At 64.1% G+C, this 19200-nt stretch carries 9 protein-coding genes; 4 read left to right on the top strand and 5 right to left on the bottom strand.

Annotated features, from left to right (window positions below; translation table 11 throughout):
- Window positions 1-208 precede the first annotated feature (208 nt).
- Complete coding sequence (locus tag Q9K01_RS04260) at window positions 209-799, top strand: hypothetical protein (RefSeq protein ID WP_305928949.1); 591 nt, start codon at window positions 209-211, stop codon at window positions 797-799.
- 96 nt (window positions 800-895) lie between these two features.
- Here Q9K01_RS04260 and Q9K01_RS04255 read toward each other — a convergent pair whose 3' ends face one another.
- From Q9K01_RS04255 to clpB, 3 genes are all read right to left on the bottom strand, one after another.
- On the bottom strand, window positions 896-2890 hold the full coding sequence (locus Q9K01_RS04255) for an alpha/beta hydrolase family protein (protein WP_305928948.1): 1995 nt from the start codon (window positions 2888-2890) through the stop codon (window positions 896-898).
- A 105-nt stretch (window positions 2891-2995) separates the two neighbouring features.
- Complete coding sequence (locus Q9K01_RS04250) at window positions 2996-6448, bottom strand: TonB-dependent receptor domain-containing protein (protein WP_305928947.1); 3453 nt, start codon at window positions 6446-6448, stop codon at window positions 2996-2998.
- A 266-nt stretch (window positions 6449-6714) separates the two neighbouring features.
- Window positions 6715-9294 (bottom strand): ATP-dependent chaperone ClpB, encoded by a 2580-nt coding sequence (clpB, locus tag Q9K01_RS04245; protein WP_305928946.1) that lies wholly within the window; start codon window positions 9292-9294, stop codon window positions 6715-6717.
- A 214-nt stretch (window positions 9295-9508) separates the two neighbouring features.
- Between clpB and Q9K01_RS04240 the strand changes: the two genes are divergently transcribed.
- The 3 genes from Q9K01_RS04240 to Q9K01_RS04230 all read left to right on the top strand — a co-directional run bounded on the left by Q9K01_RS04240 (window position 9509) and on the right by Q9K01_RS04230 (window position 15108).
- Entirely contained in the window at window positions 9509-11734 is a 2226-nt protein-coding gene (locus Q9K01_RS04240) for a penicillin acylase family protein (protein WP_305928945.1), read from the top strand.
- A 39-nt stretch (window positions 11735-11773) separates the two neighbouring features.
- A complete protein-coding gene (locus Q9K01_RS04235) occupies window positions 11774-14707 on the top strand; it encodes a M16 family metallopeptidase (RefSeq protein WP_305928944.1) in 2934 nt (977 codons plus the stop codon).
- Window positions 14708-14802: 95 nt separating this feature from the next.
- Window positions 14803-15108 (top strand): hypothetical protein, encoded by a 306-nt coding sequence (locus Q9K01_RS04230; protein WP_305928943.1) that lies wholly within the window; start codon window positions 14803-14805, stop codon window positions 15106-15108.
- 82 nt (window positions 15109-15190) lie between these two features.
- Here the strand turns inward: Q9K01_RS04230 and Q9K01_RS04225 are convergent, their stop codons facing one another.
- Both Q9K01_RS04225 and gatB read right to left on the bottom strand, forming a co-directional pair.
- Window positions 15191-17365 (bottom strand): S46 family peptidase, encoded by a 2175-nt coding sequence (locus Q9K01_RS04225; RefSeq protein ID WP_305928942.1) that lies wholly within the window; start codon window positions 17363-17365, stop codon window positions 15191-15193.
- A 256-nt stretch (window positions 17366-17621) separates the two neighbouring features.
- The gene (gene gatB, locus Q9K01_RS04220; RefSeq protein ID WP_305928941.1) at window positions 17622-19121 is read right to left on the bottom strand and encodes an Asp-tRNA(Asn)/Glu-tRNA(Gln) amidotransferase subunit GatB; all 1500 of its coding nucleotides are present in this window, start codon (window positions 19119-19121) and stop codon (window positions 17622-17624) included.
- Window positions 19122-19200 lie beyond the last annotated feature (79 nt).

Genomic DNA, 19200 nt, shown 5'->3' with positions numbered 1-19200 from the left:
GAAGCGACCACCGCCCCCCATTGTATAAGATCAGAGTCCGGACTCTCGTCCGAATGGCAGCGGTCTAAGGCATTCCGGGGCGGCGCAGCAATGGAAGTCGGACGCTTGGCTGCCGGAACTTCATCGGTGTGACATTGCGGTTACAGTTGACTCTAGTCCTCCGAAACGGCCCATAGCGGACAAATTGCCAGCGCAGAGGATTACTCGAATGTTTGCAGACGCATTTCCGATCCGCCCAGGGAAGCCGGTCTTCAGTCGGGCGGGAAGGCTGAAACGCGGCTTCGGCATGGGCCTGGCGCTGGCGCTCGGCGCTTCGGCAGCGGGAGCGCAGGATCCAGATGCAGTCGCGGCCCCTGCGACGGACTATGTCGCCGCGCTCAAGGCCTGCCGCAGCATCTCCGAGCCGACGGAGCGGCTCGCCTGCTTCGACAGCACCGCAGGAGCGATGGTCGCAGCAACCGAGAGTGGCGAGGTGAGCATCGTCGATCGCGAGGATGTCCGCAAAACGCGCCGCAGCCTGTTCGGCTTCACCATGCCCGAGGGCGGCATTTTCGGAAGCAGCGACACCGAGGACGACACCTCGATGCTGGAATCGACGATCACCGGTGTCCGCCGGCTTGGTGGGGATACCTATGTCATCGCCATCGCCGAAGGCAGCAAATGGCAGATGAGCAACGTTCCCATGCGCCTGAGGCCTCCGCGCGTCGGAGACGAAGTGGTCTTCAAGAAGGCGGCGCTGGGATCCTATTTCATCCGCATCGCCGGCCAGACTGGCGTCAAGGGGCGCCGCATCGAATAGGGGCTCGTCCCCGCTCCGGACATAGTCTGCGCATAGAAAAACCCCCGCAACCCTTTCGAGGCTGCGGGGGTTTCTTGTTGGTGCGGCAGGGAGCCCTTACAGCCCGCCGGGACCGCAATCGTTCGCCAGGAAGTCGAGCATCTTGGTGAAAAAGGCTTCCTGATGCTCGTACATCAGCGTGTTGTAGAAATGGTCCGCGCCTTCCAGGGTCAAGAACTGCGCATCGGTCTTGCCGGCCCGCTCCATGGCCTTCTTGTAGTCCTCGAAATTGAAGTACATCACGCGCGCATCGACGTCGCCGTGAACCATCAGCACCGGGACGTTGACCTTGGAGACCTCGTTGATCGGGTTGATCCCGATCATGCCGCGGCGCTTGGCCCATTCGTCGATGGCCTTGGGCGTATAGGCGTTGCTGCGCATCTTGTAGACCTTCTCGGGGTCCGCGACAGCCGCGCCGGCAATGACGCACTGGTACAGGTTCGGTTCGCGCGAGGCGGCCACGAGCGCGGCATAGCCACCGTAGGACCAGCCGAACATCGCCATCCGATCGGGATCGACGAGGCCCTGCTCGACGAGATATTTCGCGCCGTCGTCCTTGTCGTCCTGCATGGCGAGACCATGCTGGCCATAGGCGGAATCGAAATGATCCTGCCCCCAGCCCACCGACATGCGGTATTGCGGCTGCAGCACCATATAGCCGGCATTGGCGAGCAGCTGCCCCCATTCGTCATAGGTGATGACCTCGTTCACATGCGGCCCGCCGTGCGGCAGCACGATCAGCGGAAACGGCCCCTCGCCCTTGGGCTTGGTGACATAGGCGGGGATCATTTTTCCGTCGCGCGCAGGGTAGCGGATGAACTCGACATCGGCGAGCTGCTCGGGCTTGAGCAGCGGATTGCGGCTCCCGAGCTTGGCCATGCGACCCTCGCGGACCAGCCAGTAGGAACCGGGATCCTTGGGCCCGCGGTTGGTCACAATCATGGTGTTGCCGTCACGCGAGCGACTGGAAATGCTCACCTGGTGAGCGTTGGGAATCTGCTGCTCGAGCGCCTCGTAGAGCGCCTTTTCTTCCTCGTCGAACCACACCCGCTGCATCTTGTCCCAAGGATAGCGGGCCGCGACGAGCGTATCCTTGCCCGGGATGGAATGGGTCTGAATGCCCATGATATCCGCAGCGTTGGTGCCGGCGAGCTTCTCGCCGAACTGCCCGGTTGCGACATTGAATTCCCACAGCGCGGCCTTGTCCTCGCCGCGATTGTCGATGATGTAGGCGATGTTGGGATCGTCGGCCTTGAAGCCTACCGGCCCCATGAACCCGCCAAGAACGCGATACAGGTTCTTGTGCTCGTTCTGGCTGTAACGCTCGCCGAACTCCTTCCACGAGCTATCGCCGGGTGCGCGATAATAGGTAACGAGTTCGTTCGATCCCGGCTCTACCGAACTGGTGAAACGCGGATTGCCGTCATTGTCGAAAACCGCGGTCGGGAACTTCTCGTTGCCCTTCAAGACGAGCGAGCGCGCCCCGGTGTTGAGATTGAACCGATAATAGGAGCGCGGGCGAAACGCCGCGAAGGGGTCCACGCCGGTGGCATCGGCGACCGCGTTGCCCGACCCGATCAGAATCGTGTCGGGCTCCTTGGGGAGCAGGTTCACCAGGGCGAAATTGCCCGGCAGTTCCTTGAACTTGTTGGTTTCCAGATTGTAGGAGAATGCCTTGTAATCGTAAGTTCCCTCTTCGGGGCCCTTCACCGATTTGCGGTTCTGCTGCCACGCGGTTCCGAACAGGAAATTGTCGCTGACCCACTGGACGTTGATGATTTCCATCGGGTCGGCGTTGAGCCGCTTCAATGGTTTGGTCATGTCGTCTGTATTGTAGATCTCGAGGAGGTATTCGCCTTCCTTGCTCTCCACCTTGTGGACGAGGACATGCTTCCCGTCCGGCGAGACCTGGACGGCGTTGATGACGTCGCGCAGCGCCCAGACTTCGACCGGTACGCTGGGCTGGCCCTGCGCCTGAAGCACGGCGGGGCTCATCGTGGCGGCCAGGATGCCGGCCGTAGCGGCCATGAGCGTGGTTCTGAAATTTCTCACTTTGCGACTCCCAAATACGTTGAATGCTGCGCTTATACGCAAAGCGGCCCCACACGGGAAGTATGGGGCCGCTCGCTGTCTACAAACCGTTCGAGATGAACAGAGTTAGAATTCGAACTCTACCGAAGCAAAGAATTCGCGACCGTCGTAGTCGTAGCCGTTACCGATTGCGGTGTTGGCGATTGCAAGGACTTCATTGCTGTCGACCAGCGGCGGCGCGGTGTCGAAGATATTGCTGACGCCGAGCAGGATGCTGTAGCGATCCTCCCTGTAACGGATGGAAGCCGTGTGGAGGAACTGCTCCTTGGCGAACCCGACATCGCGGCAGAAGACGCCGTCACCCGGGATCCGCCCGTTGGCGGAACCGCCACCGAGGCAGGTATCGCTGACGAAGCCGGTGGGAAGGCCATCTGGGCCGTTGCCGAAGGCGTCGCTGAACTCGTCGATATCGTCCGGATCCTGCTCGACCGCTCCGGTGTAATTGAGCTGATAGGTCAGGCGGAACTTATCGATGTCGGCCGTGAAGGTTGCGCGACCGGTCCACTTGGGAAGGCCGAATTCACCCGCATCTTCGTCGAAGGTCTGGTTGCCGGTGTCATCGATGAACAGATTGCTGCGTTCGATCAGATGGTTCGCCCGAATGTTCAGGCCGAAATCGACGAACTTGCCGAACAGCGAAACCTCTTTGCCGAAGTTGGCGTTGAGATCGATACCGCGAACGCTTTCCTGGTTGAGGTTGATGAAGCCGGAGTTCACGTCGGATACCAGAAGGCGCGTGCTGGGATCGGTATCGTAGGAGATACGGTCACAGAACGGGCTCCGCGAAGCGTCCGCACGAGTGAAGCAATCGTTCAGGATGAACTGAGCCGACGGTTCGACGATCGACCCCTTCAGCTTGATATCGAAGTAGTTGAAACCGAGCGAAACGTCGTAGCCGTCGCCGAAGGTCTCCTCGAAGGCGAAACCGGCAGTGATCGAGCGCGAGGTTTCGGGATCGATATCCAGGCTGCCCCCCGACGTGATCTCCGTGCTGGCGGTCCGGATCACGTTCTGGATCTGCGAGTCGATGCCCACCCGGGTCGGATCGCGGCCTTCGCGCTGGCAGTTGGCGAGAATGCTCTGGTCACGATTGTCGAGCGTCGGATTGTAGGCGCCATTGACATAGGCGTCCACGGGAACCGCGCAGGGATCGGTCAGCGTGAGGAAGCCGCTCTGCCCCGCCAGGAAGTTCTCCCGCAGGTTGGGAGCGCGGAAGGATGTGCCGTAGCTCATCTTGATCAGCAAGGGATCGATAGGACGCCAGCCGCCCTTCACCGAATAGGTGAAGTTGGTGCCGTAGAACTCCTCATCCGTGACACGACCCGACAGATTGAGGTTGAGCTCGCGCACCCAGGGCTTGTTGGCCTCGAGCGGGATATCGAATTCGGCGAACGCTTCCTTGATGTCCTTGCTGCCCTGCGCACCCTGGTCGGCGAAGAAGCCAAAGAACAGGCCGTCCGATGCAACGACGTCCGGCTGCGAATCGATCTTGTCCTTGCGGTATTCGACGCCGAACACCGCACCTACCGGACCGGCAGGCAATTCGAACAGGTCGCCGGTCACGAATGCCGAGGCCACGATCTGCTCGTAAGTGGTGTCGAAGCTACGGACGCCGAAGAGGTAGTCGCGCTCGGCCTGCGTTGCGAAATCGCCGATGGGCGTTCCGAGCAGGGTCGGCGAGAACAGGTTCACCGGAACGCAGCCCTGCAGCAGGTCGGGCATGGCGAGACCGGGATTCCTCAGCCCAGCAGCGTTGCACGCCGCGAGCGTCGGTCCACCCAGAACGCCACCATAAGGCGCATCGATGTAGTCGTCGGCGATGCCGTTGCCATTGTTGTCCGCGATGCCGTCGCCGTCGAAATCGGCGGTCGGATCGATGCCCAAGGCGAACGCCAGCTTGTCCTCGCGGATACCGCGACGAACCGAGGAGCCTTCCGAGCGCGAATAGACGCCGGTAACTTCGAACGACCAGCTCGGAGCAATGAAGGGCAAGTCGCCCTTCAGCCCGAACACACCCCGGTACTGCTCCTGGACCACATCGGTGTTGTTACGATCGCCGCGAACCGAAACGACGGTACGGGTCGGCAGGCTGAGACCGCGGTTGACACCGGGGTTGCCGAACAGCGCAGCTTCGGCGGCCGGACAGTCGACGCCGCTGCCGCCGTCCTGAGGACGGAAGCAGGGATTGAACTGGTTGAAAGCGGGCACATAGGGGAACAGCTGGGCCGCGCCGGTGTTGTCGGCGAAGATTTCAGCGCGGCTGTAGTTCGCTTCGAAGAACGGCGTGATGTTCATCTCGCCCGGCAAGGTGTATTCGCCGTAAGCCATGACGTTGTAGAGCTTCTGCTCGCTCAGGAACACCTGGTCGAGGTTCGACCCGTTGCGATCGATCAACGCGTAATCGACGTCGCGGAAACCATCGCCGTCGGCATCGATATCGCGACCGTTGACCGTGGCGACATCGAAGTTCGGAATGCCGGTGTTGCCCTGACCCGGCGTGTAGAACACCGAACCATACCGCTGATACGGCAGAATTGCGCGGCCCACTTGGCTGGTGATCTTACAGGGCTGCTCGCGGACGGTGACGCCCGGGGTACGCGCCTCGACGATCGCCTTTGCTGCAATGCCGACGGTACGGATTTCACCGTCCTGCGTCACCTCGTAATCGGTGTCGCAACCCGAGAAGAAACCGCGATCGTTCAGACGGATCGTGTCGCGGTAGGAATACTCGGCACCGATCCCGACGAAGCCGCGATCGAGGTTCAGTCCGTATGCGCCGCTGACCGTGTAATCATCGCCCCCGCCTTCGGGGTTGATGTTGCCGCTGGCGAACAGTTCGAGCCCGTCGAAATCCTTGCGCAGGATAATGTTGCCGACGCCGGCCACCGCGTCCGAGCCGTAGACCGACGAGGCACCGTCGAGCAGCAGGTCGTAGCGATCGATGAGCGAGCCCGGGAGCAGGTTGATCGAAGGGTTGGTGGGAGCGCCTTCCACACCGGCGGGCGCGAGGCGACGACCATTGACCAGCAGCAGGGTGCGGTCGGCGCCGAGGCCGCGCAGGTTCAGCGTCTGCGAACCGGGGCCGTTATCGAGCACGAAACCCTGGAAAGTCGCATCGATCTGCTGGCCCGAAGCGGATTCAGAACGCTGCAGGATCTGCGAGGGATCGAACAACCCCGCTTCGTTCTCGGTATCGCTGGTGAGAACCTGAAGCGGCGAAATGCTGGAATAGGTGTCGCGCTTGATGCGCGAACCGGTGACGACGATCGCGCCCGGCGTCTGGCCGCCCAGAGCACCGGTATCGGTGACATCGACGACGTCCTGGGCAGTGGGATTGGTGTTCGAGACGCCATCCGGAGAATCCGACTGGATGACGCATTCGCCACGCACTTCTTCCTGACCGACGGGGCATTCGATTTCGTCGGCGGCCTGCGCCCATGCGGGCGCGGCGGAAACGAGAGCGAGGACCGAGGCGGATACCGCCAGGCCCCTGAGTGAATTCTGGTGCAGCTTTGTCATTGTGAACTCCAGTCGCGACAACTGGGTCTGGCGACCCCCACACCCCTCAACACTCCATCAGGGAGCCTGCCGTTTCCCCAACGGCGGGTTCCGAAATGTTGATGATGTGGAATTCCAGCCCCTTCGATGGGACGTTAACTGCGCCAGTCAGAACGCCTTGTCAAAGCGCCGAAGCGAGTTTCGCCGCGGCTGTGGCCGGAATCACACAATTGTAACAAATGCAACAAACAGCTTGTTCTTTGTTGCTGGACGGTTGGTTCCTTGCGTCAGGCGATCTCCATTTGCAGTTCGCCGTCGCCCTCGTCGATCCGCACCGTGGCGCCGTCGGGCACCTCGCCCTTGAGGATCCGGTCCGCCAGCGGGTCCTGGACGTAGCGCTGGACGGCGCGTTTCAGCGGCCTCGCGCCATAGACGGGATCGTAGCCGACCCGGCCGAGCCAGCGCAGCGCGGCGTCGGTCAGATCGAGCGTGATCTTGCGATCCGAAAGCAGTTTCTGCACCCGGCCGACCTGAATCTCGACGATCGGTGCCATGTGCTCCATCCCCAGCCGGTGGAACAGGATGATCTCATCCAGCCGGTTGAGGAATTCGGGGCGGAAATGCCCGCGCACCACATCCATCACCTGCGGCTCGACATCCTCGACCTTCTGGTCGTCGTCCATATTGGCGAGATACTGGCTGCCCAGGTTCGAGGTCAGGATGATCAGCGTATTCGAGAAATCCACTCGCCGGCCCTGCCCGTCGGTGAGCCGCCCGTCGTCGAGCACCTGCAGCAGCACGTTGAACACGTCCGAGTGCGCCTTCTCGACCTCGTCGAACAGGACGACCTGATAGGGCCGGCGCCGCACCGCTTCGGTCAGCACCCCGCCCTCCTCGTAACCGACATAGCCCGGAGGCGCGCCGATCAGCCGCGCGACCGCATGCTTCTCCATGAACTCGCTCATGTCGATGCGCACCATCGCGTCGTCGTCGTCGAACAGGAAGGTGGCGAGCGCCTTGGTCAGCTCGGTCTTGCCCACGCCCGTGGGGCCGAGGAACAGGAAGCTGCCAAGCGGCCGGTTGGGATCCTGCAGGCCCGCGCGCGCACGCCGCACGGCCTTGGACACCGCGTCGATCGCCTGGCGCTGGCCGATCACCCGCTTGCCGAGGATCTCTTCCATCTGCAGCAGCTTTTCGCGCTCGCCCTCGAGCATCCGGTCGACCGGCACCCCGGTCCATCGGCTGACCACTCCGGCGATGTCCTCCTCGGTCACTTCCTCGCGCAGCAGCGCGTTTTCGGTGTGGCCTGCAGCCTCCTCGAGCTGCTTTTCCAGCTCGGGGATTCGCCCGTATGACAGCTCTCCGGCCTTGGCGAGATCGCCTGCGCGCTGCGCCTGTTCGAGTTCGATCCGCGCCGCGTCGAGGTCTTCCTTGAGCCGGCTTTCGGCGTGGATCTTGTCGCGCTCGTTCTGCCAGCGGGTGGTCACCTCGCTCGACTGCTGCTCGAGTTCGGACAGCTCCTTGCGCAGCGCCTCGAGCCGGTCCATCGAAGCGCGGTCGGTTTCCTTTCCGAGCGCCTGTTCCTCGATCTTGAGCTGGATGATCCGGCGGTCGAGCGCCTCGATCTCTTCGGGCTTGCTCTCGACCTCCATCCGGATCCGGCTCGCGGCCTCATCCATCAGATCGATCGCCTTGTCGGGCAGGAAGCGGTTCTGGATGTAGCGGTTCGACAACTGCGCCGCGGCCACAATGGCGCCATCGGTGATCCGCACGCCGTGGTGGAGTTCGTATTTGTCCTTGATGCCGCGCAGGATCGAGATCGTGTCCTCGACCGTGGGTTCGTCGATATAGACCGACTGGAAACGGCGTTGCAGCGCCGGGTCCTTCTCGACGTATTTCTGATATTCGTCGAGCGTGGTCGCGCCGATGCAATGCAGTTCGCCGCGGCTGAGCGCGGGCTTGAGCAGGTTGGAGGCGTCCATCGAGCCCTCGCTCGCCCCCGCCCCGATCAGCGTGTGCATCTCGTCGATGAACAGGATGATCTGCCCGTCGGCGTTCTTGACCTCGTCGAGCACCGCCTTGAGCCGCTCCTCGAACTCGCCGCGGTATTTCGCGCCCGCGATCAGCGAGCCCATGTCGAGGCTCATCAGCGTGCGCCCCTTGAGGCTGTCGGGCACGTCGCCATTGGCGATCCGCAGCGCCAGCCCCTCGGCGATCGCGGTCTTGCCGGTGCCGGGCTCGCCGATCAGCGCGGGGTTGTTCTTGGTCCGGCGGGCGAGAATCTGGACGGTGCGGCGGATTTCCTCGTCGCGGCCGATGACCGGATCGAGCTTGCCGTCGCGCGCCGCCTGGGTGAGGTCGCGGGCGTATTTTTCCATCGCATCGTAGGATTCCTCGGCGCTCGCCGAAGTGGCCCGGCGCCCGCCGCGCAATTCGCTGATCGCCGCCTCCAGCTTGGCGGGATCGAGATTGGCCGCCTTGAGCGCCTGCCCCGCCGAAGTCGTGCTGGCGAGCGACAGCGCCACCAGCAGCCGTTCGACGGTGACATAGGCATCGCCCGACTTCTCGGCGACCTGTTCGGCCTGATCGAGCACCCGCACGGCATCATTGTCGAGCCCTGGGGTCGCTTGCGCGCCGCTGCCCGATACCGCGGGCACCTTGGCGAGCGCGGCATCGATCTCGTCCTCGACCATCCGCGGATTGCCGCCGGCGCGCGCGATCAGGCCCGAGGCCATGCCTTCGGGATCCTCGATCATCGCCTTGAGCAGGTGAGCGGGCGAAATCCGCTGGTGGTTCATGCGGATCGCAACGGTCTGCGCGGCCTGCAGGAAGCCCTTCGCGCGGTCGGTGAATTTCTCCAGATTCATAGAACAGCCCCTCTATGGATGACCCAGCGGATATGGTGTTGCTATTTCGCAACACAAGGTCGCGCTTCCCAAATATCTTCACCTGCTCGCGGTGCCTCACGCGAACATAGGGGTACTTGCCCGCGGAGACAGGGGCTCTGCGCAAATTTTCTTCGCGCGCGGGCTTGTCCCGGGACGCGAGGCGGCTACTCCCTTGCGCCAAGAGAGGAATTTCATGACCAAATGGCTTTCGCGCATGGGCTTCGCCCTGCTTCTTGTCGTGCTGCTCGCCTTTGTCGCACTGGCGACCTGGGAGCCGTTCTGGGCCGAGCGCGATGGCGTGTCGCCGCCTGCCGGCGAATATACCGCCGAGATCATCCGCGACGAATTCGGCGTACCGCATATCTATGGCGCAACCGATGCCGATGTCGCCTATGGCGTCGCCATCGCCCATGCCGAGGATGATTTCTTCACGCTGCAGGACGTCGCCGCGATGAGCGTGGGTCGCTATGGCGCGATCGCGGGACAGGACGGAGCGGCGGTCGATTACGTCTATCACCTGCTCGGTGCGCGCGACACCGCCGAGCGGCACTACCCGACGCTGCCTGCCGACACCCGGGCGCTGTTCGAAGCCTATGCCAGCGGGCTCAACCAATATGCCCGCGAGCACCCCGACGAGATCAAGCTCGCCAACCTCTTCCCCGTCGACGGAACGGATATCGCCGCCGGTTTCGCGCTGCGTCAGCCGTTCTTCTTCGGGCTCAACAACATCATCGAACCGCTCGTCGCAAATGAACCGATGCGGCCCGAATTCGGCCCGGCGATCGTTCCGGACCCCGCAGCGGCCGACGACGGCATCCCGCCGGCACGCGTCATCCGCGCCGGGGACGAGCCCGAGACCACCGCCCGCGCCTTCCCTATACCCATGGGTGAGGACGGCGCACTGTCCGGCTCCAACGCCTTCGCCATCGCGCCCGAGAAATCCGGCGGGCCGACCATGCTCATTTCCAACGCCCACCAGCCCTGGCGCGGCGGAGTGGCGTGGTACGAGCTGGTCGTCGAAAGCGGCGAAGGCTGGCATTACGCGGGTGCCAATTTCCCCGGCAGCCCCTTCCCCTTCCTCGGCCACAACGAGAATCTGGGCTGGACCAACACGGTCAACCGCCCCGACATGGTCGATGTCTACCAGCTCGTGCTCGACGACAGCGGCACGCGATACAAGCTGGGCGACCGCTGGCTCGAGCTCGAGGAAGAAACCGTCACCCTGCCGGTCCGTATCGGCCCGGTCACACTGCCGATCCGCCGCACGGTGCATCGCAGCGTCCACGGCCCGGTGATCGTCAACGACAGCGGCGCCTTCGCCATCCGCTACGGCGGGATCGACGATCTCGGTCAGCTCGACGCCTATTACCGGCTAAACAAGGCCGAAAATCTGGAACAGTTCCAGACCATCCTCGCGCGGATGGACATCCCCAGCACCAATTTCATCTATGGCGATCAGGAAGGGAACATCGCCTATATCTACAACGCCGCGCTGCCCGACCGGAAGCCCGGATTGAACTGGCGCGGCATCCTCCCTGGCGACGATCCCTCGCTGATCTGGGCGGGCCCGGTCGCCTATGAAAAGCTGCCGCGCTACGTGAACCCGGCGAGCGGCTGGCTCTACAACGCCAACAACACGCCCTTCACTGCGGCGGGCGCAGGCAGCGATCTGTCGCCCGACGATTTCGCGCCCGAACTCGGCGTCGAGATGAAGCAGACCAATCGCTCGCGCCGCGCCTGGGAGCTGATGAGCGCCAGCGACCGGATCGACCGAGCCCGGCTCGAGGCGATCAAATACGACACCGTCTACGCCCGCTCGGGCTATGTCGCGCGGCTGTGGGAGGCGCTCGAAGCCATCGACCTGTCGGACGATGCCGAACTCGACCGCGCCAGAGATCTGCTGCTCGGCTGGGATTTCGACGCCGACAATATCGGTCCGGCGGATTCGCTGGCCTTGCTGGTGATCCGCGACTTCATGTCGTCCGAATACCAGAACAAGCCCGAGCCGGATCTGCGCGAGGAACTGCGCGAAGCGGTCGATCATCTCGAGGAGCATTTCGGGCGGATCGATCCGCCGATGAGCGCACTGCTGAGACTGCGCCAAGGCACTGTCGATCTGCCGCTCGATGGCGGCTCCGACACCCTGCGCGCCTCCACCAGCTGGGACGTCGCCGACGACGGGCGGCTGTCGGTCCGCCACGGCGACAGCTTCATCCAATGGGTCGAATGGACGCAAGGCGAAAGGGTTTCTTCCCGCTCGATCCAGCCCTTCGGTGCGGCGACCACGCGACCCCGAAGCAAGCACTATGCCGATCAGGCTGCGCTGTTCGTCCAGCACCGCTTGAAACCGGTCCATTTCTGGCGCGAGGATGTGCTCGCCAACGCCGCCAGCCGGAAAACCGTGACCAACCGGCGATAAGCATTTACGCAGGCAGCAGCACTTCCAAAGGGATTCGCCATGATACGCCTTCTATCGACCAGCCTGATCGCTTTGAGCGTCGCCGCCTGTTCGACCACCGCCGCCGAACCGCTCGCCAGCGCCTCGGCCGCTGCGGTTGCGGATCGTCCTGCCGCTAACGCTGCGGTGCCGATCGAGCCCGCGCCGCTCTCGGAGCTGGTCGCGGAAGTTGAACTGCCGTTCGAGAAGTTCACGCTCGACAACGGGCTCACCGTCGTCGTCCACGAGGATCGCAAGGCGCCGCTGGTCGGCGTGTCGGTGTGGTACGACGTCGGCTCCAAGCACGAACCCGCGGGCAAGACCGGCTTCGCGCATCTGTTCGAACATCTGATGTTCAACGGCACCGAGAACGCCCCCGCCGACTGGTTCGAATACATCCAGCAGATGGGCGGAACCGACGTCAACGGCACCACCAGCCCCGATCGCACCAATTACTTCCAGACCGTGCCGACCGGCGCGCTCGATCGCATCCTGATGCTCGAGAGCGACCGCATGGGACATCTGCTCGATGCGGTGACGCAGGAAAAGCTCGATAATCAGCGCGGCGTCGTCCAGAACGAGAAGCGCCAGGGGGACAACAATCCCTTCGGCCTGCTGCGCTACGAGATCTTCGAAAACCTCTTCCCCAAGGGCCATCGCTACCATCACTCGACCATCGGCTCGATGGGTGATCTCGATGCGGCCTCGATGGAGGATGTGCAAAGCTGGTTCCGCGATCACTACGGCCCCAACAATGCGGTCCTCGTGCTGGCCGGCGACATCGACACCGCCACCGCGCGCGCCAAGGTCGAGAAATGGTTCGGCGCCATTCCCGCCGGGCCCGAAGTGGTCGATCCCGTGGTGACCGTGCCCACTCTCCCGGCCGAGAAGACCAAAGTCACCACCGACAATATCGCGACCACCCGCCTGTTCCGCATGTGGACCGTGCCGGGCTCGAACTCGCCCGAAGCGGTGCCGCTCAACCTCGCCTCGGCGGTGCTTGGTGGACTGTCGAGTTCGCGGCTCGACAACGCGCTGGTGCGCGAGGACCCGGTGGCGGTCTCGGTCTCGACCTTCAACTATACGCTCGAGGATGCCGGCGTCTTCGTCGTCCAGGCCGATGTGAAGCCGGGGGTCGATCCTGCCGAAGTCGCTGCCAAGCTCGATGCGCAGATCGCCGAGTTCATCGCCACCGGCCCGACCGCCGACGAACTCGAACGCGCCAAGGTCAGCTCCATGGCGGGCGTGATCCGGGGGCTGGAATCGGTCGGCGGCTTCGGCGGCAAGGCACCGCAGCTGGCGGCGGGCGAATTGTACATGGGCGATCCCGGCCATGTCGAGAAAGAGCTCGCGCAGATGGCTGCGGCCACGCCCGAGCAGGTCCGCGACCTGACCCGCACCTGGCTCTCGCGTCCGGTCTTCAACCTCGTATTCAACCCCGGCGAACGCACCGAGGGCGGCGAGAACCGCGGCGGCGCGGCGACCGGCGCCAATGCCGCCGGTCTCCCCAGCCTCGCGGAGCTGACGCAGGCCAATTACTGCAAGCCGGAGTTCTGCGAGCCGGTATCGCTGGCCACATTCATGCAGGCCGAGCGCGACACCCTGCCCGAGATCGGCACGCTGAGCGGGCTGGAATTCCCCGATATCGAGCGCGCGACGCTATCCAACGGGATGGAAGTCTATTTCGCCCAGCGCGAGGCGGTCCCGACCGTGTCGGTGCTGGTCGAATTTGACGCCGGCCGCGCGGCGGAAACCCGCGCCGATCTGGGCACACAGCGGCTGATGCTCGCGACCATGGACGAAGGCACCCGGCGCCTCAACTCGACCGAGTTCGCGATCGCGCAGGAACGGCTGGCGGCGAATATCTCCGCCGGTTTCAACGCCGACTGGACGACCTTCTCGCTCGACGGCCTGTCGCCCAATCTGGCGCCCTCGCTCGAACTGCTGGCCGAATTCATCCGCCAGCCGGGCTTCCGCACCGGCGATATCGAGCGCAGCCGCGCGAAATTGCTCAATGCGCTGACCGCCGAGCTCAAGGAGCCCAACCAGCTCGCCGACCGCGCGCTGCGGCGCACGCTCTACGGCGATCATCCCTACGGCCTGCCGTCCTCGGGCCTCGGCTCGGCGCAGCGGCTGCAGGCGCTCACCGCAAGCGATCTGCAGGCGTTCCACGACCGCTGGCTGCGCCCCGATACCGCGCGCATCTACGTCGTCGGCGACACCACGCTGGCCGAGGCCACGCGCTTGCTCGAGGCCAGCTTCGGCGACTGGCAGGCTCCGGCCAGCCCGGCACCCCAGCGCGGCTACGATGCCCCGATCCCCACCCCGCATCAGCGCATCGTCCTGCTCGACCGCCCCAATTCCCCGCAATCGGTGATCTATGGCGGACAGGTCCTCGACCTGCGCGGCGCAACCGACGATCTCACTCTGCTCGGCGCCTCCAATGAAGCGCTGAGCGGCGGCTTCCTCTCGCGGATCAACATGAACCTGCGCGAGACCAAGGGCTGGTCCTATGGCGCCGGCGGCGGGATCGGCACCGCGCTCGATCGGGTGTATTACGGCGTCCGCGCGCCGGTGCAGGCCGACCGGACTGCGGATGCGATCACCGAAGTCCAGCGCGAGATCGACGAATTCGTGACCACCCGCGGCGTCGAGCCCAACGAGCTGGAGCGCATCGTCAACAGCAATATGCGCGAGCTTCCCGGTCAGTTCGAGACCGCCGGTGACGTGCTGGGCGGAGTGGTGACGATCGTGCGCTACAATCGCGACGACGATTACTACGAGAAACTCGCCGACACCTACCGCACCCTGAGCGCCGCCGAGCTCGACGCCATCGCCCGCGCCACATTCGTCGAGGACGACATCGTCTATGTCGTGGTCGGCGATGCCGCCGTGGTCCGCCCCCAGCTCGAGGCGCTCGATCTCGAGGTCGAGGAGATCACGCTCGAAGAGTGAGCTTCGCCGTATTGACATCGATGTAAGCAACGTCGATGCCGCAGACAGTTCAATCGAAGGCCCGCCGTTTCGGGCCGCCTGACAGGAGAGCATATATGTCCGTAGCCGGTACGTACGACACCGTAGTCAAGAGCCCGATGGGCGACCAGAAGGGCACCTTTACCGTCGTCCCGGGCGATGACGGCAAGACCTTCACCGGCTCGATGGCCGGCGGCATGGGGTCGATGGACGTCAAGGACGGCACCATCGACGGCGACACGCTGAAGTGGAAGATGGACATGACCGTCCCGATGCCGATGACGCTCGATTGCACCGCAACCGTCAATGGCGACCAGCTGACCGGCAAGGTCAATGCCGGCGCCTTCGGGGACATGGGACTGACCGGCGAACGCCAGGGCTAAACGCCCGCAAGTTCGGAAAAAAGAAAGGGGCGCCGGAGGATCTCTCCGGCGCCCCTTTTTCATGCCCGCCGATCGAGCGCGCTTACTCGACGATATCCATCTCGGCGATCAGCGCATCGGCGCCGTCGACCTTGTCCATCACCCACAGCATGTAGCGCGTGTCGACATGAATGGTGCGCGTGGTGCGTGGGTCGAAATCCCAGTCCGAATTGACGCTCTCGAAGGTGCCGTCGAACAGCAGCCCGACCAGTTCCGCACGCGCATTGAGCGTCGCCGAGCCCGAATTGCCGCCGGTGGAATCAAGGTCGGAGAGGAAGTTCACCGGCACCGAGTCGATGCTCTCGAGCTCGTAGCGGCCGTAATCCTCGGCTCGGATTTCCTGCAGCAGTTTGGCCGGCGCGTTGAACGGTTCCTCGCCGGTGTCCTTGGCCAGCAGACCTTCGAGCGTGGTGAACGGCAAATAAGCCATCCCGTCGCGCGGCGATCCGCCCAGCACGGTGCCATAGGTCACGCGCAGCGTGCTGTTGGCATCGGGATAGGCGAGCTTGCCCTCTGAGCCCTGCCACCCGGTGATCGCCTGCATATAGGCCGGCCGCAGCGCCAGTTCGCGGCCCGTGCGGGCTTCGGACTCGGCCTCAAGCGAACGCTCGTAGTCGTAGAGCGCGACCGCCAGTTCGATGAACGGATCCTCGCTCGCCTCGAGCTGTTCCGGCGTGGCCTCCAGCAGGCTCTCGCGATACTCGGCCTCGTCGAGCCGGGTCTGCTCGTAATATCCCTCGATCCGGTTGCGGAGCGCAGCGCGATCGGGCGTGCCGCTAATGCCGAGCTGGCGATCGAGCACATTGACCCGCGCCGCTTCCGGTTGGGCGAGATATTTGTCGAGGAACAGCAGCCATTCAGCCTGATCCACCGAAGCATCGTAGCGCCGGTCGAGCGCCTGCAGCCCCTGGCGGAAGAAGGTCATGTCGCGCTCCTGATAACCGGGCTCGCGCTCGGCATCGGGCTTCTGGCGCTCCTGCGCCAACCGGTAGATGCGCTGCGCAGCCGACAGCAGCTGCGCATTGGTCGCGTAATTGTACCAGAAATCGGTCCGCGCCGCCGCCGCGCTCTCGTCGGCTAGTGCCGAGAGCTGCGTGATCGCGGTGCCATAGGGGGCACGCGCGCCGTCGGCTGCGATCCATTCGGCCAGAGCCGCCTCGCGCATCCGCCGCCGATCTACCAGCCCGACGCGGCGTGCGCCCTCGATCTGTCCGCGCAGGTTCTTTTCGTAATTGTTGAGCCCCGCAAGCCGCGATTCGTATTTGACCCGCGCATCCGAGCCTGCCGGAGCCGCCGCTTCGATCGTGTCGATCCATTCGTTGAGCAGAGTCACGAAGGTGGGATATTGCCAGTCGAAGGTGTTCTCGACCTCGGCCAGCATGGCATAGCGCTGGGTCGACCCGGGATAGCCCGCGGCCATCACGAAATCGCCTTCCTTCAAGCCGCCCGCGCTGACCTTGAGATGATGCTCGGGCCGGTAGGGGACGTTCTCCTCGGCATAGTCCGCCGCGGAACCGTCGGGGGCGACATAGGCGCGGTAGAAGGCGAAATCCCCGGTGTGGCGCGGCCACTGCCAGTTGTCGATGTCGCCGCCGTATTTGCCGATCGAATCCGCCGGCGCATAGACCAGCCGCACATCGCGCACTTCGAGCCGCTTGATCAGCTTGTACTGCGCACCACCGTAGAAGCTGGCGACCAGGCAGCGATAGCCCGCGTCCTGCTCGCATTCGGCGACGATGTCCTTGTTGCGTTGCTCGAGTAGATCGTAGCGCGCGGTGGGGTCGAGCGCCTCGGTGCCCTCGCGCATCCGCGCGGTCACGTCGTCCTCGGCCACGGTCACATAGATCCGCGATCCGGGCGCGGCGGGCAGCTCGTCGCTCTTGGCGGGCGCGAGGAAGCCGTCGACCAGATAATTGTTCTCGGCGGTGGAATTGTATTGCACCGATCCGCGCGCGCAGTGGTGGTTGGTGACCACCAGCCCCTCGGGCGAGACGAAGCTCGCGGAACACCCGCCCAGCGAGACGATCGCCCCCATCGGGAAGCCGGTCAGGTCGGACAGCGCCTCGGGTGCGATCTGGAGCCCGGTCGCGCGCAGATCCTCGGCGATCAGCGGCAGCTGGTCGGGGGTGAACATGCCCTCCTTGGCGGCGAGCGGCGCGGCGAGTGGCACGGCGGCCGTGCAGGCGAGAAGGGCGGCGATGAAGGCTGGTTTGCGCATGGGTCTCCCGATCCGTTGGTTCCGCGCGACGGCGCGTGATGCGCTGTCGCTACGGCGGATCGCGGCGCGCTTCAAGCGGGCACTGGATCTGCGAAACACGGCGCTTTCGGCGACACCATCGCACCGTCATCCTCAACCCGTTTCAGGGTCCATTTCTCCACCCATTCGACCTTCACCTGGAGATGAAATGGATGCTGAAACAAGTTCAGCATGACGAACATTGCTGAGTAGGCTGCTCGCCGCCCGGTGCTGCGCCCTATCCCAGTTTGGCTTTCAGCAGGTCGTTCACCACCGCCGGATTGGCCTTGCCCTGCATCGCCTTCATCGTCTGGCCGACGAAGAAGCCGAACAGCTTGTCCTTGCCGCCGCGGTACTGTTCGACCTTGTCGGGGTTGGCGGCCAGGATTTCGTCGATCGCCGCCTCGATAGCGCCGGTATCGCTGACCTGCTTCAGGCCTTCGCTCTCGGCGATCTCGCCGGGTTCGCGGCCGGTCTTGAGGACGATCTCGTAGATCTCCTTGGCCTGCCCGCCGCTGATTGCGCCCGCAGCCTGCAGCTCGAGAATCGCGGCCTGCGCCTGCGCGGTGGCGTGCGCGGGATCGGCCTCGTCGCCCAGCGACTTCAAAACGCCCGGCGCCACCGACAGTGCCCAGTTGGCGACCTGCGTGGCGACCTCGGATTCGGGTTTGCCCGTACGCCGCGCGGTTTCCGCGAGCAGCGTCTCGTAGCGCGCGAAGGTCTCGACCTCGGCAGTCAGCTCGCGCGCATTGTACGGCGTAAGCCCGAGTTCGTTCTCGTAGCGCGCGCGCTTGGCGTCGGGCAGTTCGGGCAGGCTCGCGCGGCATTCGGCGAGGAAATCCTCCTCCAGTTCCAGCGGCAGCAGATCGGGATCGGGGAAGTAGCGATAATCATGCGCGTCTTCCTTGCTGCGCATGGTCCGCGTGGTCCCGGTGCCCGGGTCGAACAGCCGGGTTTCCTGCACCACCTCGCCGCCGTCCTCGATCAGATCGACCTGGCGGCGCGCCTCGAATTCGATGACCTGCATCACGAAGCGCACCGAATTGACGTTCTTGGTCTCGGTCCGCGTGCCCAGCTCGGAATCGCCGACCTTGCGCACCGAGACGTTGACGTCGGCGCGCATCGAGCCTTCTTCCATATTGCCGTCGCACGAGCCGACATAGCGCAGGATGCTGCGCAGCTTGCGGACATAGGCCCCGGCCTCGGCGGGCGAGGTCATGTCGGGGCGGCTGACGATCTCCATCAGCGCCACGCCGGTGCGGTTCAGATCGACATAGGACATGGTGGGATGCTGGTCGTGCATCAGCTTGCCCGCATCCTGCTCGATATGGATCCGCTCGATCCCGATGATCTTGTCCTCGGGGATCCCCGCCTTCTCGTCGGCATCGATCGTCAGCTGCCCCTCGCCCACGATGGGGTGATAGAGCTGGCTGATCTGGTAGCCCTGCGGCAGATCGGCGTAGAAGTAGTTCTTGCGGTCGAACCGGCTCCATGTGTTGATCTGCGCCTCGATCGCCATGCCGGTGCGCACCGCCTGGCGGATGCATTCGGCATTGGGCACCGGCAGCATGCCGGGCATCGCCGCGTCGACGAGGCTGACCTGCGTGTTGGGCTCGGCCCCGAAAGCGGTGCTGGCGCCCGAGAACAGCTTGGCGTTGGAGGTGACCTGCGCATGGACTTCGAGGCCGATCACGACCTCCCATTCGCCCGTGGCGCCCTGGATGTGGTAGTTGGTCATAGTCTCAATCCCGTCATCCCAGCGAAAGCTGGGATCGCTCTCAATATCGTCGGCCCAGATGGCCCGAGATCCCAGCTTT

This window comes from Qipengyuania benthica (assembly GCF_030717865.1).
Classification (GTDB): Bacteria; Pseudomonadota; Alphaproteobacteria; order Sphingomonadales; family Sphingomonadaceae; genus Qipengyuania; species Qipengyuania benthica.
This window is presented reverse-complemented; position numbering and strand designations above follow the sequence as displayed.

Excerpts from the sequence above, each read along its gene's own strand:
- Q9K01_RS04240 (WP_305928945.1), top strand. The coding sequence starts at position 9,509 with ATGACCAAATGGCTTTCGCGCATGGGCTTCGCCCTGCTTCTTGTCGTG.
- Q9K01_RS04235 (WP_305928944.1), top strand. The coding sequence starts at position 11,774 with ATGATACGCCTTCTATCGACCAGCCTGATCGCTTTGAGCGTCGCCGCC.
- Q9K01_RS04230 (WP_305928943.1), top strand. The coding sequence starts at position 14,803 with ATGTCCGTAGCCGGTACGTACGACACCGTAGTCAAGAGCCCGATGGGC.
- Q9K01_RS04250 (WP_305928947.1), bottom strand. The coding sequence starts at position 6,448 with ATGACAAAGCTGCACCAGAATTCACTCAGGGGCCTGGCGGTATCCGCC.
- Q9K01_RS04260 (WP_305928949.1), top strand. The coding sequence starts at position 209 with ATGTTTGCAGACGCATTTCCGATCCGCCCAGGGAAGCCGGTCTTCAGT.
- gatB (WP_305928941.1), bottom strand. The coding sequence starts at position 19,121 with ATGACCAACTACCACATCCAGGGCGCCACGGGCGAATGGGAGGTCGTG.
- clpB (WP_305928946.1), bottom strand. The coding sequence starts at position 9,294 with ATGAATCTGGAGAAATTCACCGACCGCGCGAAGGGCTTCCTGCAGGCC.
- Q9K01_RS04225 (WP_305928942.1), bottom strand. The coding sequence starts at position 17,365 with ATGCGCAAACCAGCCTTCATCGCCGCCCTTCTCGCCTGCACGGCCGCC.